Consider the following 15,931-nt stretch of genomic DNA (forward strand, 5'->3'; position numbering starts at 1 on the left):
ACCACCCGCTCAGGCCGCCCGGCCCATCCGGTCCGGCACAATCACGCGGCAGCCGACATCACTCGCCAGTCGGTCGCGCCCGACCGCATCCGCGCGGTGGTCGCACCACGTTTCGCGTCCCGATGTGGCCGAGGTCGCCGACAGGAGCCGAGGATCGGAACCGGAGCACCGGACGATCGGAGAAGTCCTCGTCCATGACTTCGCCCTCCGCCCGTAGACGATCTCGGTGCGAGGCACGGGGAACCGCAGCGTGTCGCCTCCGCCCGCGACGTGTGGCTGATCGAACCGGGCGGCCGTCCCGGACCGGCTCCGCGCCGCCGACGACACATCGACAGGGCAGAGCGATCCGGGCACCTCACTAGACCGAGAAGCTGTTCACCCTGGTCGGTGTCACGCGGACGATCACCCGGGCGATCTCGTCAGGCTCCGGCGGCGGGGCCTCGCCGAGGTACCTGAGCGAGAGCGCGAGTGGAAGCTCCTTAGCCGGGTCCGGCACGATCTCGGCGGTGCCTCGCAGCTCGACCGAGTGGTAGGGGTTGTCCAGGTCGAAGACCGTGACGCTGACCCGGGGGTCACGACGGAGGTTGCGTACCTTCGCCCGACCCTCGGTCGCGGAGAACACCACGGTGTCGCCGTCCCGCTGATACCAGACCACCGAGGCCTGGGGCCCTCCGTCGGCGTTGAGCGTCGACACGGTGGCGAAGTTCCTGCCGTCGAGCAGCTTGCGCGTCGACTCGTCGAGCGTCGTGGACATGGGGTGCTCCCGGTTCTGTGCATCCGACCCGCGCGCCCCTTGGGGCACTTCGTCTTACGGACCCATCCTCTGCGCCCCCGGACAGCGACGGAAGAAGGCACTTTCATGTCACAGCGGAACATCCAGGTAACGGAACCACCGACCCGATGAGCCGCCCGTGCCCGTCCGGCCTTCCGCTCTGTCGATGACGCCACCGCCGCTCCCGGCGCACGCAGGTCACCGGTGCCACCCGTGGGCGTGCCGATCGTGCTCGCCTTCGAAATGCCGTACGGCGTACCCCCGTCCGCGCCTGTTTCCCGTCCCGGTTTCGACGCAGCGTTTGCCGGGCGTACATCCCGGTCGACGTCCGTGTTCGGCGCGCCGACTAGGCGGACTGCCAGAGTTCGATGCGGTTGCCCTCGGGGTCGGTAACCCAGCCGAAGCGTCCGACGCCCTCCATATCCTGGGTCTCGTCGGCTACATCCGCGCCCTTGGCGCGGAGTTGCGCGAGCATGGCGTCCAGGTCGCGGACCCGGAAGTTCAGCATGGTCTGCTGGGTACGGGAGCCGAAGTAGTCCGTCCCGATCTCGAACGGCGCGAAGACGGTGGGGCCCGCCTCCTGGTGCCACAGACCGTTTTCGTCCGCGTCCAAGCCGAGGCGAGGGCGCGGTGCGCGCGGATGAGCCACCGCAGGCTCTGCTGCCGACCTGCGGCAGCCTGCGCGGCCGCCGGCCCACGGCATGCTCCCTCACATCACAAACAGGTATGGCCCCCTGCCTGGGGGCCATACCTGTGGTGAGGGGCCATACCTGCCGCTCGAACGGTGCACCTGGCGGGCTCGTGCGACGACCGGCAGTGACGTGGGTGGGCTCATCCGGCGGGAAGAGCGTCGTGGGACCGGGGTCGGACGCGTTCGAACGACTGCGGGCGTGCGACGATCACGCCGGCAGGAGTTGCGGTTCCAATTGCTCCGCCGGCGCAGCCTTCGGCTCCCACAGCCTGGTTGTCCGCACGTAGCAGTAGATGACCGAGGTCATCGCCAGAATGAGCAGTGGTCCGAACACCCACGGATGTCTGGCCATCTCCATCGGCAGATAGCGATATGACACCAAGAGCACCGCGAAAACCGTCGCGCCGTAGCTGACCAACCGAATTCCGGACCGGTTCCAGCCATGGTCGAGCGAGCGCAGCGCCCCCTCTATCGTGAGCACGAACACCACGCCGGCCACGAGGTCCGCGCCGTAGTGGTAGCCGAATCCCAGCGTGGCCGCGAGCGTGCCGATCAACCAGAACGATCCGGCGAATCGGATGAACCGCGATCCCTTGCGGGAATGAATGAAGATCGTGGTGGCCCACGCCGTGTGCAGGCTGGGCATGCAGTTGCGAGGGGTGATCTCGTCGAACCGGAACGGGTGCGGGGTACCGATCGACGGCGGCGTATCCGGCCATAGGTTGGCCACCGCCCACTGCCCGCCTTCGGCGCTGTAGGCGAAGACCGGTCCGACCACCGGGAAGATCATGTAGATGCCGGGCCCGAGCAAACCGATGACCAGAAAGGTCCGCACCAGGTGGTGGCCCGGGAAGCGGCGCTCGACCGCCACATGACGCAGTTGGTACAGCGCGACGATGGCCGCTGCCAGTGGCAGCTGCCCATAGACGCCGCCGAGAACATGGGAGCCGATCGGGTCGGTGGCCTCGAGCATCCGGCCTACCAGCCACGACGGGTCACCCAGTGCGTGATCGGCGGTTGCCACGTACTCGTCGAGCACGTTCGGGCGCGTCACCGACGTGATGAGCAGCCAGGTATCGCCGGTCTTGTGGCCCGCCACCAACAGCAGTCCCAGCCCCGCGCCCTTCAGCAGCAGGACACGTTCCCGGCCGGTACGGCGCGTGAGGGCAATGACCGCGCAGCCCAGAATCACCCACAGCGCGCCGTTGCCGAAGTTCATCCTGGCATCGACCACCCACCGCACCAACCAGAAGGCGAGGTCGATACCGATTGCCGCACCGGCCGCGATAAACCGCTCCCGCCAGGTGAGCACCACCATCGTCAGCGCCAGGCCCGCGTACAGCAGCGGCCCCGAGTCGGGAGGGAATATCACCTCCCGCGCCTGAGCGGTAATCGGCCCCCCGGAGCCGTAGTGCCGTGCGATGATCTCCAAGGTTATGAGAAATCCGAGGGCTGCCACACTCACCGCGGCCCACAGAATCGCCCGCGACCGACGCTGCACGGCGACCATGCCTTCGCGACTTATTCGCGAAAACTTTCGCAATATTATGAATATCAATTACTCGGCCAATTTTGTTGGATTCCAGTAAATAGATCACCCTTCGTGCCGGATTGCGTGGTTCTTTGGTGAAGGACGGCGCTTGGGGTGATCGTCGTGAGATCGATCATGTTATCGGAGCGCCACGGGCGAGTCCGAAGGCGTTCTTCTCGTGTTTCCACGCCAGTGGCCACCATGGATGCCTACACGCCCGCGGCCGCCTCACCGCTCGGCTCCGTCGAGCATGTCCCGCACTCGCGCAACCTCCCACGGCGCGTCCTCCACGGGCCGGTTCGCGCTCGGTTTCCGAAGCATGGCGCGATGGTCCTCGATGACCGCCTCCCGCATCAACCCCCACGCCGCAGCGGCTTGCACCTCCCGGATGCGATCCAGCACGAGTGCCCTCGCCGGCTCACGTGCTTCCTCGCCGCCCCGCTTCACGGCCCCGTCGGGACTGCACCAGTGGTCGAGGGCGATACCCACGGCCGCCCGGTCGTCGCTTTCGAGCAGCGTGCGAAGCTTCGTCGAGCACGCCGTAGACCGTCCGGGCGGCCTTGCCGCGCACCACGTCCGAGTCCGTGCGCGTGAGAGCGTCCAGCAGGAGGTCGGTGTCGCCGGGCTCGACGTGGCGCGCCCCGATCGCGTTCAGGGCGCCGATCTCGGCGGAAGGCATCGGCCGCCGGAGCACCTCCCGCGCGGGCCGGAACCTCGGCCGGTACGCAAGCGTGCGCCTTCGTGCGTCACGTCTCCGGCGGTCCGGCCGGTGTCCAGTTCCCGTGGAGTCCGAGAGGAACACGCGTCGGGATTCGAATGCGCGCCACCGGCCCGGATCCGGGGTCCTCATCCGGAATGACCAGGAGCCAACTCGTGTCTTGGGTAAGGTCGATGGCAAAGGTCAGCCAGTGGCCGTACGCAGCCGTCTCGGAGCCGTCGTCGTCCATTCCGTTGTCGCGCCCGGCAGGCGCGTAGACCGGTTCGCCGACCGAAAGGTCGCTGTCCGACCACGTCGTGGCGGTGATGGGGCCATCGGATCGGTCGGTGTCGTACCAGCGCAACGCGTCGTGCTCGCCGTGGGGCAGATCGATGCGGCCACTCCTCGAGGCGAGTGCGACCCGGCGGTGGCGACGGCCGATGAGACGGTCGTCCACTCGGGGGAATTCGACGGAGACGTCGTCGAGTCGGGTGCGCCGCATGGTGCCTGCGGCGGGATTCAGGATCGCGCGGGTCAGCCCTCCATGGTTGGGCGTGCGTGGGGCGTTCGGGTCCTCGATCAGCGATAGGCGATCCCATTTGCACGTAGTCGAGCACGACGTCCCCGTGCGGGTCGACGTCGTGGGCGTTGACGGTGTGCCACACCCAGAACGCGTCGTCCTCGGCCCATCGCACCGGTCCGCCGTCGCGCGGGATCAGGGCGACCCGGGTGCCCCGCTCCGGACGCCAGGCGATCATCGAGCCGCCGCTCATGGCGGCGTCCATGTCGAAGAACACCGGGGCGAGCACGAGTACCAAAAATCTTGCGGTCAGCGCCATGTCGTGGATCATCACCGGTTCGTCGACCCCCGGGACGGGAGTCGGGCCGCGAGCGACGGTTCCGTCGCGGGCCACGATGGACCAGGTCAGGAAAGGCGGCTCCAGCGCGTAGCAGAAAACCGCCATCTCCCCCGTCGTCGGGTCGATCTTGGGATGCGCGGTGATCCCGGCCGGCAACGCCCCCTCGAACGTCTCCCGACCGATGGTCTCCAGGTCCGGCGTCATCCGGAACGGGCACGCGGACTCGGCGAGCGCGAGCAGGCGTCCCGCATGGCGGACGACATTGATGTCCGGCAGGTCGCGGAAAGTACCCACGAGCGGTGCCGGGACGTCGGGCTCCCGGGGCAGGATCATCGATTCGATACCGCCCCACAGGGCGCGGCCCGCGCGTTCCTCCGCCAGGAGCGCCGGCGTACGCACGAACCGATTGCGGTAGCGGGCCTTTCCGCCCGACAGCCACACGCCGTGCAGCATGCCGTCGCCGTCGATGGGATACAGGTACGAGCCGATGGGGGTGAACCGGGGATTGGGCCCGTTGCGCAGGAACATTCCGTCCAGACCGCTCGGAAGTTCACCCCGGATCTCCAGGTCCGGCGCGTCGATCTCCTCGATCACCGGTGCGAATCGTCCCGACAGATACGGATTGCGCGTCGGATCAAAGTCCGGGCCGGGTCGCATGACCAAATCACCTCCAGAGGGCCCCGCTCAACTCCCTCCCCACAGAAAGCACGCACCGTCGCGCGCGGCATCCCGCTTGTTACAGTTTGCCCCGATCGGCGTCCGCAAATCGACGAGCGCGAGGCGTCTCTGCGACCCCGATGCCCCGGTACGGCGATCCGTCCCGACGTCGACGCCGAAACGAAGCACGAGTGCGCATCGGCCTCCACCCTCGGATGCACACGTCCGGGGACGCAGCCGACGGCGCGGCTTCGAGCAGGCCCTGGTCGCCGTCCCGCACGTCATCCAAACCCAGCGCCCGTTCGGTGAACCCGCTTACCTCCTGCGCGTGGCGACCACCGACCCGGGCGCCTCCAGCGGCTCTACGACCGGCAACTCGCCAAGTTGCCGGGGGTCCAGCGCTGACCTCCACCATCGTCATGAAGAACGTCGAAGAACGTCGAAGAACGTCGTCGACGCCCGCCCGCTGCCGCGCTAAGGGAACACCGGCGGGAACGCCGACGGGCGGCGACGCCTCCGCCGTGCCCACCGTGCGTCGCGGAAGCCGGCGGCGTCTCACCTTCCGATGACTGTCGTACGCCCCTCGAATGGGGTTGTCCCCCGGTGCCCCATCGGGAAGGCTGTGGCCAATGACCTCCCATCCGCCCGGCACGGCCGGCACGGCAACCACCACCTTCTCCGTCGGAGGCGAATTCCCGGTATCCCGGGTCGGGTTCGGCGCCATGCGCCTGTCGACCGACCCCGGCCCCGAACGCGACGCCGCCATCGCGGTGGCCCGACATGCCGTGGAGGCGGGTGTCACTCTGATCGACACCGCCCACCTCTACGGCTGGGGAGCCAACGAGGAACTCCTCGCCGAGGCCCTCCATCCGTACCCGGACGACCTGCTGATCACCACCAAGGTCGGCGTCACCCGGACCGGCCCCGAGGGGTGGGCGTACGACGCACGGCCCGAGAGCCTGCGCGAGCAGGTCGAGCAGGGCCTGCGCCGACTCCGGATCGAACGCGTCGGCCTGCTCCAACTACACCGGATCGACCCGGATGTTCCCTTGGCCGAGCAGATCGGTGCGCTCCACGAGCTCCGCCAAGAGGGCAAGATCGGCCATATCGGCCTGTCCGAGGTCACCGCCGCACAACTCGCCGAGGCCCGACAGACCACCGAGATCGCAAGCGTGCAGAACCGCTACAACCTCCTCGAGCGGGAGTACGAACCCGTTCTGGACGCCTGCGAAGCCGCCGGGATCGCCTTTCTCCCCTGGCGCCCCGTGGCCGCAGCGACGCCCGGGCCGGCAGCCGCGCTCGATGCCGTCGCCGCCGAACTCGACGCCACCACGCCCCAGGTCCTGCTCGCCTGGCTGCTCGCCCGCTCCCCCGTCGTTCTGCCGATCCCCGGAACGAGTTCGACCGCCCATCTCGACGAGAATCTCGCCGCGGCGGACTTCCGCTTGACCGAGTCCCAGCGCAAGCGCCTCGACGAAACGGTACTTCCCGCCCGGTGACCTGAACGGACGCCGCCGGTCGCGAGCGTCGAGACCAGTGTCCTTCCGCGATCGGAACGTGGCTCAGGCAGTGCCGTCCGGGGCCGATTCGGGTTTCGTGTGGAGGACCTCGCGGGCCTGCTCCGCGGCGCGGGCGATGCTCTCGGAGACGAAGTCGACGAAGCGGCCGATGTTTTCGAGGCGCGTGGCGGCGGGGGTTCCGGCACCGAGAACGTCGACACCCTGGCGTGCGACGTCGCCGAGGTGGGCGGTGGAGCGGGCACTGGCCATCATCGACTGGTACCAGACGTCGTCGTCGACGAAGTAGCGCTCGCGCCGGCGTTCGTCGCGCTCGCGGCGGACGAGGCCCTGGCTCTCCAGGAACGCGATCGCCTTGGACACGGACGCCGGACTGACCTGGAGGCGCCGGACGAGGTCGGACGCGGTGAGGCTGCCCGCGTCGGTGGTGTAGAGACACACCAGGACCCGGGACATCATCCTGGCCAGGCCCGACTGCACGAGCACGGTGGTGAACACCTCCTCGTACTCGCGCACGGCCTCGGCATCGCGCCCGTGCGCCTGCGGGGGCGCCTCCGACCCCGGATGAGCGGCCTGCCCGCGCCGGCGGGCGCGCCGTTCGGTGGCGCGGTGGGCCACGTCGGCGCGATAGGCGGTGGGGCCGCCGTTGCGCATCACCTCGCGGGTGATCGTCGAGGTCGGACGGTCCAGCCCCCTGGCGATCTCGGCATAGGCGAGGCCGTCGGCCAGTCCCAGCGCGATCTGCCGACGTTCCTGCTGGGTGAGCCTGCCTCCCGGCATCGCGGTCTCCTTCATGCTCGGTGGGGCCTCACGCTAGCGTTCACTCTCAATTTATTGCAACGAGCAAAGCAGAGATCGTTGCATTATCCACACAACCATTGCAACAATTAGCCCGCCTTGACCTGCATATATGTCGATTTTATGCAACGACCGGATTGCCGATCCAATGAACGCAACGTAGCTTTTCCCTCATCGGAAACAGCGGGCCGCAAGGGGCCACGCTGCACCGGAAGGAGAGCACGATGCAGAAGTTCGACACCCCCACCCCCGTCACCGCCGTCCTGGACATCCCCGCGGGACGCATCCGCTTCATCGCCGCCGACCGGACCGACACCACGGTCGAGATCCTGCCCGCGGACGCCTCGAAGGCCCGCGACCTGAAGGCGGTCGAGCAGACCACCGTCGAATACGACGGCGGCGTCCTGCGGATCGAGGCCGCATCGGCGACGAACCGGATCCTCGGCGCCTCCGGCTCCGTCGAGGTCACCGTCCGGCTGCCCACCGGCTCCCGCATCGACGCGAAGGCCGCCGCCGCCGACCTCCGCGGCGTCGGTCGCCTCGGGGACGTCACCTTCGAGGGCGCTCAGGGCACCGTCAAACTCGACGAAACCGCGACCGCCCGCCTCACCCTCCAGGCCGGCGACGTCTCGGTCGGCCGTCTCGGCGGCCCCGCCGAGATCGACACCCGCAAGGGCGACATCCACATCACCGAGGCCGTCCACGGCGCACTCGCGCTGCGCACCGAGTACGGCGAGGTCTCCGTCGGCGCCGCCCGCGGAGTCTCCGCCACCCTGGACGCCGGCACCACTCACGGTCGCATCCACAACACCCTCAAGAACCCCGACGGCGCCACCGCCGGCCTCGACATCCACGCCACCACCGCCTACGGCAACATCACCGCGCGCAGCCTGTGACAAGCACCCACCACGACCGACCCGACCGTCGCCGCGCGGGGGCTGCGCAAGCCCCCGCGGCGACAGCGTCGTCCTCGACCTCGCCGCGTCCGCAGCGGTACCCGAAAACGAAGAAGGGCGCCCCTCCCGATGCGGGAACGGCGCCACGAAACGTCGAAGGTCGGTGAGGGTGGCCGCCTCACGGCGGAAGGCACACCGTGGCTCCAGCCGAACGGTAGTCCACGGAGGCAATGGTTGGGCCCGGGGGCACACCCTCACCGACCTCCACCACAACCGACACCACCCCGGGATCATTCCCAGTGCCGAGTCGCACCCGCAGGGCCCGACGCGGCGCGGGTGCCGGGACGGTCTTTTGGGCGCAAGGTCCCTCCGGCACCCTTCAGCCGAGTTCCTCGGCCAGTCCGACGATGATGCCCTCGGGACCGCGGACGTAGCAGAGCAGATAGCTGTCCTCGAACCGCGACACCTCGCCGACGAGTTCGGCACCGTGAGTGCGCAGTCGGGCGACGACGTCCTCGATGTCGTCGACGGCGAACATGATGCGACGAATGCCCAGCGTGTTCACCGGCGGCTGCTTCGGCTCGGCGCCGATCGCCTTCGGCGTGTGGAACATCGCCAACTCCACGCGGCCATGGCCGTCCGGTGTCCGCAACATCGCGATCTCCTGTCGGGCGCCCTCGAGCCCGATGATGCGGTCCACCCAACTTCCCTCGTGTGGCGCCCTGCCCTCCAGTTCCATGCCGAGTTCGACGAAGAACGCAATGACAGCGTCGAGGTCCTCGACAACGATGAGAACGTTGTCCATCCGCTTGATCGTCATGCCGAGTCTCCTTGGCGTGGTGGGGGCCGGATTGGCCCTCCACCCTGAGACGGGGCCGCCGGCCCTTTCTCGACATCCTCTGCCGCATCTTCTTCGAGAACCTCGCGGCGCGGGGACGCTCGTCACGCGCCGACCGTCCCAACTCGGGCGAAAGCAGCGCAGATCAAGATGGACGATCTGCACACGCGAATTCCGACGACACGCCGCCACGTCCAGCCCGCGACATCACGGGACAACCGTATGGTTGTAAATGGCCTTCCCTGAAGCCCGCCCGGTTCGCCGGCGGTATTCGGCGGGCCGACGCAGACTCGAAGGATGGAGATCCACCAGGCCCACGGATACGTCACGATCCCCGGTCGCGGGGACGCCGAGGTGACGCTCGACCTGTTCGACTGGCCGGTCGACGGCGATACCCTCCCCCGCACCTGGAGCGCGATCATCGACGACGGCCCGATCATGGACGCCGGTACCCACGGCGTCCTGCACCTGGACACCGAACCCACCACCCTCGGCCACCCCTTCGTCGTCGCCGCCGGCGGGGACCACGTCTCGCAGATCATCGGACACGGGGCATCGTGACCGGGAGTTCACGAGCCCAGGATCACTACGACGGGCCCGCCATCGTCGCCGCCGACGGCGCGAGCATCCCGGTCGAGGCCCACCTGCGCCTGGGCGCGGACGGTGCCTGGCACGGACGGGTGTGGACCGACGACCCCTCCGTCGACCTCGACCGGATCACCTCGGCCCGCATCCGCCTCCTGCGTGTGGACCAACGCGCGGCGAGTTTCACCGTCGACCGCGTCCTGGACCACCACGCCCACATCACCGGCACCGGCGTCCCGCCCTTCTGACCACACATGTGCGACCACCGACCCCGGTCGGCGCGGGCAGCGTGCCATGCGGCTCGTCGATCACGGGGAGTCCCGGTCGGATCACCGAGTGGATCCACCTTTTGCGCTCCCGTCCACCCGACCCGGCCGACCCATCGCCCGAGACCCGGGCAAAATGATCACGATCGGCTGCGGCACAACCCCGCCACCGGCGTCGGGCACCTGAGCGGGGTAGTGCGACTTGGCGTCGCGCGAGACGATCAGGTCGCCGACGTGGACGGTACAGCCGACTTCGCCGCCGGCCGCAGCGACCCGTCGGCAACACTTCGTCCGGTGTCTTCCTGAGACTGGGGTGTGCACTCGACTGCCGGCGCCGCTTCTCACGGCCGGCCGGCGACGCTCCTGCCCGGTAGCACCCAGTGCCGACCCATCGAAAGCCGGCTCGCCCGCGGTCACACGAAACGCCAAAAGATCATCATCTTCTATGATCGTCCGACTCATAATTGAAGGCAGGCTACTCTCCGGGGGGAGAAATGACGGAAGAGCCTGGTTTGGGCAAGCGATTGCGACGCAGATTCCGCCCGTCGCCGGAGCGCACGTCGCAACCGCAGTCGCAGTCTCCCGCTCCACAGCCGAACGTCCGGAACCCGTGGATCACCCGGGACACGGCAGCGACGAAGGCGTCGAGTGCGCCTGTCGGCCCACCGGTTTCGTACAGCGACCGAGCCGCTCCCATCCCTTACAACCACGGGTCCGACGGGATCACTCCGGAGAGCGTGCACTTCCAGAAGGTTCTGCATGCCTACGACACCAAGTGGCTGTCCTTCGACGTCACCAGATCCATGGGCGAGTTGGGGACGCCGCTCGGCAAGCCGACGGCCAACTTCAAGCAAATGGACCTGTTGACCGCCAAGGAGGCCGCAATCGTCATGTTGCACTCCCGAATGGTCTTGCCGAAGTACGGCTTCCGGCGCATGGGCGTGATGCACATGGGCCCCAACGACGGCTATGCCTTCGCCGATGACCATGGCGGCGTGCAGTTCAACGCCAAATACTTTGGGCCGGGGCAGCGGAACACGCTGCTGAACCAGTTGCAAACGACCCACACCAAAGGGGTGGTGCTCGGCGGCGGGGAGTTCGGGGGCGCCATGGTGGTCTACCACGAGGGCCAACATACCGGCGCGCGCGAGGCGGCGTTTCTTCACGACAAGAACGAGAAGGGCGCTCTCGCCGGGTTGTTCAAGGGTCTCACGCGAGATCCCGAAATCATCGGCAGCTTGGGCAGCCATGCGGGAAGGAACTACGGGGAACGCTGGGCAATGGGCTCGACGATGGTTGCGTTCCACGGCACCCAGGCCCCTCGGGTGGCTCAGGAGATATGGGCTCAAGGAGTGGCGATGAACGCCGACAACTGGGGCGACATCGACCGCCAGGCAGCTAATCTGCGGCGCAGTCTCGATACTCTCTACGCCCACACGGACCCCGCGACCGGTCTGGCATTGAAACCGGAGGAGGCCGAGCTCCGCAAAACCAGAATCGCGGCGTCCCTGGGCTTCGGCCGACCGTGGACTCCGGGGCAACCGCTTCCGGACCTCAATCCGGCCGTGCACGGCATCAACGCGCGGCCCCAGCAGGAGCGTGCGCACACCGCCCCCGTGATATTTGGGCGGGAGAGCACCCCCGGCAACGGCGGTTTCTAGGAGTCGAGCGGCCCTGGTGGCCGTGACTCCCCGGACGGGAACGGGGCCGACACTCTCACCGAGTCCCCGCGTACTTGGCCAGGCGGCAGGCCACCCTGGAGGTCGCCCTCCGGCCGGTGGTCGAAGGCCGCGGACTCACCCCTCCCGAGCCCTTGGCTGAAATCCCTGTACTCAGGGCGGCGTCGAGCGCGTCCTCCGGTTGGCTTCCCACGAGATCACCTTGCCAGAACCGCAAGTTCTCGTGCCGTATCCGATGGTCCTGACAAGACTGAGCGTGTCCCGACGCAAGGAACCTCAGTGAACCGCACCGGCATCCCGACCCCGATGATCGACCCCGCGGGAAGTCCTCCGCGGGTATCGATCCGCCCCCGGCGACGCGGGCGTTCGTCGAGCGCTCGGCATTCATCGGGGCGAAGTCACCGACTGCCAGGCGATGTTCCCGACCCGACCGGCTCCCACACCGGCCGGCCGGACATCCGCCACGGATCGATCAACGCGACCGGACGCCGACTGCACCGCCCCCTCCAGGACAGGAACAGATGATTCCCGCACCACGATCACCAGCGCAGCACGCCCTCCGATCGGCGCGGACGATGGCGACCGTCATCCTCGCCTTCCTCCTGACGATCGGTGCCGCCGCCTGCAGCGCACAGACCGACGACGACATCCCGTCCTACGCCGCCGCCACCCGAAACGACCCGAAGTTCACGAGCAGGTTCCAACACAAGTTCGCCGACGTCGACAACGTCCGGATGCACTACGTGACCGGCGGAAGTGGCCCGCCGGTGGTACTGATACACGGCTGGCCACAGACCTGGTTCGGTTGGTGGCCGGTCATGCCGGCGCTCGCCGAGCACCACACCGTCTACGCGGTCGACCTTCCGGGACTGGGCGACAGCACCGGCTCCCCGACCGGCTACGACAAAGCCACCCTGGCGCGCTACGTCCACACCCTTGTCACCGATCGGCTCGGCGTACGCGACGCCCGGGTCGTCGGACACGACTTCGGCGCCGCGGTGGCATTCCAGTACGCCGCCCAATTCCCCGCCGACACCGCACGCCTCGGATACCTCGACCTACCGCTCCCCGGCCCCGCGGTCGACGCGCCCACATACCGCTCACTGAGCTGGCACATCGCCTTCCACTCCCAACGCCGGATCCCCGAAACCGTGGTCGGCGACGACGTCCGCGCATACCTCGCGCTGTTCTACCCCCAAGTCTCCTTCGGCGGAACGGCGTTCGGCGGCACCTCGGATCGCTCCCCGTTCACCGACGCCGAAATCGACGAGTACGCGCGGACCTACCGCCGGCCCGAGGCCCTGTCCGGCGGCTTCGAGCTCTACCGCGCCCTCGACAAGGACGTCCGCGACACCACGGCCGCGGCACCGGTACACATTCCGACCCTGCTGATGACCGCCCAGGGTCAACTCGACCCGATCCGAGCCACCGCGGCCCCACGCATCACCAACATCGTGCAAGCGGTGGACGTACCGAACGCGGGCCACTGGCTCGTCGAGGAGAACCCACAGTTCGTCACCACGGAACTGCTCCGCTTCCTCGACGGATGACCTCCCACCCCAATCCCGGCGCGGGGTGCCACACCCAACCCCGCGCCGCGGTCGGGTTGGTCCGGGCGGATGACATCGGTGCCGGAATCGCGTCGGGGGGTTCGCCCGTGGAGGGGCGGAGTTCGCCGAGGTTCGGCGGAATGCCGGCCATGCGGCGCATCACCCGGCGGGATCGCGACTGATGCGCACCCTGCCGTTCGGCGTCGGCCAATCGCCGCCGGCCGCCCCGCTGCCCCGCTGCCCCGGATGGACGCCCCGGCCACAAGGACCGCCGCCACCGCGCCCAAGGCCACCCCGCCGTACTTCGTCAACGAGGAGGAGGTGCCGCAGACCGGATCCGGGATCACCGTGGCCTACAACCGCACGCACTGTCAGGACGGTCGGGTCGCGCTCCGGCTCGCCACCCGCCGCAGCCCCGGCCGCACCGAGGCTTCCAGCGGCCCGTCCTTCGACGTCCTCACCGACACGGACCCGCCTGCGGGCTCGACGACCGGGTAGGCACGATCGCGCCGGTCAGCCCTCCCCGGCCGGCTGCGTGCGGCGGGATCCTTCGAGAACCGCGTCGAGCAGGCCGGGGAACAGTGCGTCGAGGTCGTCGCGGCGCAGTCGCACCAGCCGGGATCGGCCCACGACGGTTGTCCAGGTGACGCCCGCCTCGCGCAGCACCCGGTAGTGGTGGGACAGCGTCGTCTGGTGCACATCCAGGTCGCTGCCGATGGCATTGCAGCTCTCCTCGCCGGTCACGGCGAGCCGTTGCACGATCTCCAGCCGCACCGGATCGGCCAGCGCTCGCAGCACCTCCACCATCCGGATCGCGCCGGTCGCAGGTTGGGACACCTCACGCATCGCTTCACTCCGTCCGTGGCGAGCTCTCAGCCTACCCACTCATTGATACATGGACAAGCATCCATGTATTGCATACAGTGCCGATCACCCACCTCCGTGATGCTCCGGAAAGGCGGCACGATCCATGCTGAGACGACTGTTTCCCCTTGCCCTGGCGACGTTCGCCGTCGGCACCGACGGTTACGTCATCGCCGGCCTGCTCCCCTCCATCGCCGCCGATCTGGGCGTGTCCACCCCGGCAGCCGGCCAACTGGTGACGGTGTTCGCGCTGGTACTGGCCCTGTCGGCACCGGTCATGGGCGCCCTCACCAGCGGCCTGAGTCGGCGGTCGGCGCTGCTGGTCGCCCTGGGCGTGTTCGTGGTCGGCAACGCCGTCACCGCGCTGGCGACCAGCTACGAGGTGGTGATGGCCGCCCGCGTCGTCACCGCCGTGGGCGCGGGCATCATCACCGCCGCGGCCTCGAGCACCGCGGCCGCCATCGCCCCACCGGAACACCGGGGCCGGGCACTGGCCCTCGTACTGGGCGGCCTGACGTCGGCAACCGCGCTGGGACTGCCGCTCGGCACGCTGATCGGCCGCGCCGACTGGCACCTCACCCTGTGGGCCGTCGCCGGGATCGGCCTGCTGGCCGCCGTCGGCATCGCCCTCGGTCTGCCCGACGTGACGCTCCCCGCCGCCTCCCTGCCCGACCGCGTGCGCCCCCTCGCGCAGGGCCGCGTCCTGGCCCTGTTGGCGGTCACCACACTGGCCTTCCTCGCCACTTACACGCTCTACACCTACATCGGCCCCACCCTGCGCGACGCCACCGACGGCGACGAATCGCTGCCGACCCTGATTCTGTTGGCCTGGGGCGTCGGTACGCTCGCCGGGAACATCACCGCCGGACGCCTGGTCGACCGCCACGACCCCGCCCGTGTCCTCACCGCCGCCCTCGCTCTCGCCGCCCTCGTCCTGGCGTTGACCCCGCTCGCCACCCGCGCCCTCGCACCCACCCTGCTCTGGGCGGCCCTGTGGGGCGCGAGCGTCGGCGTCGTCGTCGTCCCACAACAGCACCGACTCATCGCCCTCGGCCCCGCCGCCGCCCCGATCCTGCTGGGCCTCAACTCCTCCGCCCTCTATCTCGGCGTCGCCCTCGGCGGCGGCCTCGGCGGGCTGGCCCAGGAGTGGCTGGACCTCACCCCGGCCCAACTGGGGCCGGTGGCCGCGGGCGTCACCGCCGTGACGCTCCTCTGCCACCTGGGAACCGCACGCCACCCCGCGGGGGTTGGCCCCCGCGACACCCGCGCCGACCACGGCCGAGCCGAAACCGTCGAAGGCGTGACATCGAAGACAGCCCCGTAGGAACCCCCGGAAACGGCCTCGGGAACACCCCGTCGTCGGCATTCGAGACGCCACGAGCTCGCGGTCGGAGACAGGTTGCGACTGCGACCGTCACCGTACGAGGGACCCGCCCGGTCGGCCGGGCGGGTCCCTCGTACGGATCGACGTCGGGACTCAGGCCCTTCGACCGCTGAGGTAGGCGTCGATCGCCTGCCTCGGTTCCTCGCGGGTACACACCCAGTGGCCCACGGTGTCCACCGTGACCAGGTTCGTCTTCGGGGAGGCGGCGGCCATGCGGCGGGCACCCGGCAGCGGGGGAGCCGGGTCGTGGGTGGCGTTGACCACCAGGACGGGCGGCAGGGCGCCCGGAACGCCGTGCGCTCGGCCCGGGCGGGCAACCGACCGGAGTGGTCTGGTACTGGCGCAG

At 69.0% G+C, this 15,931-nt stretch carries 14 protein-coding genes and 2 pseudogenes; 8 read left to right on the forward strand and 8 right to left on the reverse strand.

The window, feature by feature from the left end; translation table 11 throughout:
• Positions 1-358: 358 nt before the first annotated feature.
• The 4 genes and pseudogenes from ACIBSV_RS41130 to ACIBSV_RS41145 form a co-directional block, all read right to left on the reverse strand.
• Positions 359-754: a PPOX class F420-dependent oxidoreductase gene (locus tag ACIBSV_RS41130; RefSeq protein WP_395872493.1), complete on the reverse strand. Its 396-nt coding sequence runs from the start codon at positions 752-754 to the stop codon at positions 359-361.
• 364 nt (positions 755-1,118) lie between these two features.
• Complete coding sequence (locus ACIBSV_RS41135) at positions 1,119-1,475, reverse strand: VOC family protein (protein WP_395872495.1); 357 nt, start codon at positions 1,473-1,475, stop codon at positions 1,119-1,121.
• Positions 1,476-1,671: 196 nt separating this feature from the next.
• Positions 1,672-2,973 carry a phosphatase PAP2 family protein gene (locus tag ACIBSV_RS41140; protein ID WP_395872497.1) on the reverse strand — a complete coding sequence of 434 codons (1,302 nt, stop codon included), beginning with the start codon at positions 2,971-2,973 and terminating at the stop codon, positions 1,672-1,674.
• A gap of 767 nt (positions 2,974-3,740) precedes the next feature.
• Positions 3,741-5,208 (reverse strand): annotated as a pseudogene (locus ACIBSV_RS41145) (carotenoid oxygenase family protein).
• Between the two features lie 629 nt (positions 5,209-5,837).
• On the opposite strand from ACIBSV_RS41145, the gene ACIBSV_RS41150 reads away from it, so the two are divergent.
• On the forward strand, positions 5,838-6,707 hold the full coding sequence (locus tag ACIBSV_RS41150) for an aldo/keto reductase (RefSeq protein ID WP_395872499.1): 870 nt from the start codon (positions 5,838-5,840) through the stop codon (positions 6,705-6,707).
• Positions 6,708-6,770: 63 nt separating this feature from the next.
• Here ACIBSV_RS41150 and ACIBSV_RS41155 read toward each other — a convergent pair whose 3' ends face one another.
• Complete coding sequence (locus ACIBSV_RS41155; RefSeq protein WP_395872501.1) at positions 6,771-7,505, reverse strand: helix-turn-helix domain-containing protein; 735 nt, start codon at positions 7,503-7,505, stop codon at positions 6,771-6,773.
• 242 nt (positions 7,506-7,747) lie between these two features.
• On the opposite strand from ACIBSV_RS41155, the gene ACIBSV_RS41160 reads away from it, so the two are divergent.
• Entirely contained in the window at positions 7,748-8,419 is a 672-nt protein-coding gene (locus ACIBSV_RS41160) for a DUF4097 family beta strand repeat-containing protein (protein ID WP_395872502.1), read from the forward strand.
• Positions 8,420-8,798: 379 nt separating this feature from the next.
• On the opposite strand, the gene ACIBSV_RS41165 is transcribed toward ACIBSV_RS41160, so the two are convergent.
• Entirely contained in the window at positions 8,799-9,239 is a 441-nt protein-coding gene (locus ACIBSV_RS41165; RefSeq protein ID WP_395872504.1) for a VOC family protein, read from the reverse strand.
• Positions 9,240-9,554: 315 nt separating this feature from the next.
• On the opposite strand from ACIBSV_RS41165, the gene ACIBSV_RS41170 reads away from it, so the two are divergent.
• The 5 genes from ACIBSV_RS41170 (at position 9,555) to ACIBSV_RS41190 (ending at position 13,835) form a co-directional block, all read left to right on the forward strand.
• Positions 9,555-9,818: a hypothetical protein gene (locus ACIBSV_RS41170; RefSeq protein ID WP_395872506.1), complete on the forward strand. Its 264-nt coding sequence runs from the start codon at positions 9,555-9,557 to the stop codon at positions 9,816-9,818.
• Positions 9,815-10,090 (forward strand): DUF4873 domain-containing protein, encoded by a 276-nt coding sequence (locus ACIBSV_RS41175; RefSeq protein WP_395872508.1) that lies wholly within the window; start codon positions 9,815-9,817, stop codon positions 10,088-10,090. The genes ACIBSV_RS41170 and ACIBSV_RS41175 overlap by 4 nt, the downstream gene beginning before the upstream one ends.
• Before the next feature lie 755 nt (positions 10,091-10,845).
• Positions 10,846-11,769 carry a hypothetical protein gene (locus ACIBSV_RS41180; protein WP_395872510.1) on the forward strand — a complete coding sequence of 308 codons (924 nt, stop codon included), beginning with the start codon at positions 10,846-10,848 and terminating at the stop codon, positions 11,767-11,769.
• A gap of 593 nt (positions 11,770-12,362) precedes the next feature.
• Positions 12,363-13,337 carry an alpha/beta fold hydrolase gene (locus ACIBSV_RS41185; RefSeq protein WP_395872512.1) on the forward strand — a complete coding sequence of 325 codons (975 nt, stop codon included), beginning with the start codon at positions 12,363-12,365 and terminating at the stop codon, positions 13,335-13,337.
• Between the two features lie 246 nt (positions 13,338-13,583).
• Complete coding sequence (locus tag ACIBSV_RS41190) at positions 13,584-13,835, forward strand: hypothetical protein (RefSeq protein ID WP_395872514.1); 252 nt, start codon at positions 13,584-13,586, stop codon at positions 13,833-13,835.
• Between the two features lie 15 nt (positions 13,836-13,850).
• Here ACIBSV_RS41190 and ACIBSV_RS41195 read toward each other — a convergent pair whose 3' ends face one another.
• On the reverse strand, positions 13,851-14,183 hold the full coding sequence (locus ACIBSV_RS41195; protein ID WP_395872516.1) for an ArsR/SmtB family transcription factor: 333 nt from the start codon (positions 14,181-14,183) through the stop codon (positions 13,851-13,853).
• Between the two features lie 124 nt (positions 14,184-14,307).
• Here ACIBSV_RS41195 and ACIBSV_RS41200 point away from each other — a divergent pair, with 124 nt between their 5' ends.
• Positions 14,308-15,525, forward strand: coding sequence for an MFS transporter (locus tag ACIBSV_RS41200; protein ID WP_395872518.1), 1,218 nt, complete (start codon positions 14,308-14,310; stop codon positions 15,523-15,525).
• 153 nt (positions 15,526-15,678) lie between these two features.
• Here the strand turns inward: ACIBSV_RS41200 and ACIBSV_RS41205 are convergent.
• Positions 15,679-15,876, reverse strand: a pseudogene (locus ACIBSV_RS41205) (alpha/beta hydrolase); the annotation flags it as partial.
• Positions 15,877-15,931: the final 55 nt, after the last annotated feature.

This window comes from Embleya sp. NPDC050154, assembly GCF_044460165.1.
Taxonomy (GTDB): Bacteria; Actinomycetota; Actinomycetes; order Streptomycetales; family Streptomycetaceae; genus Embleya.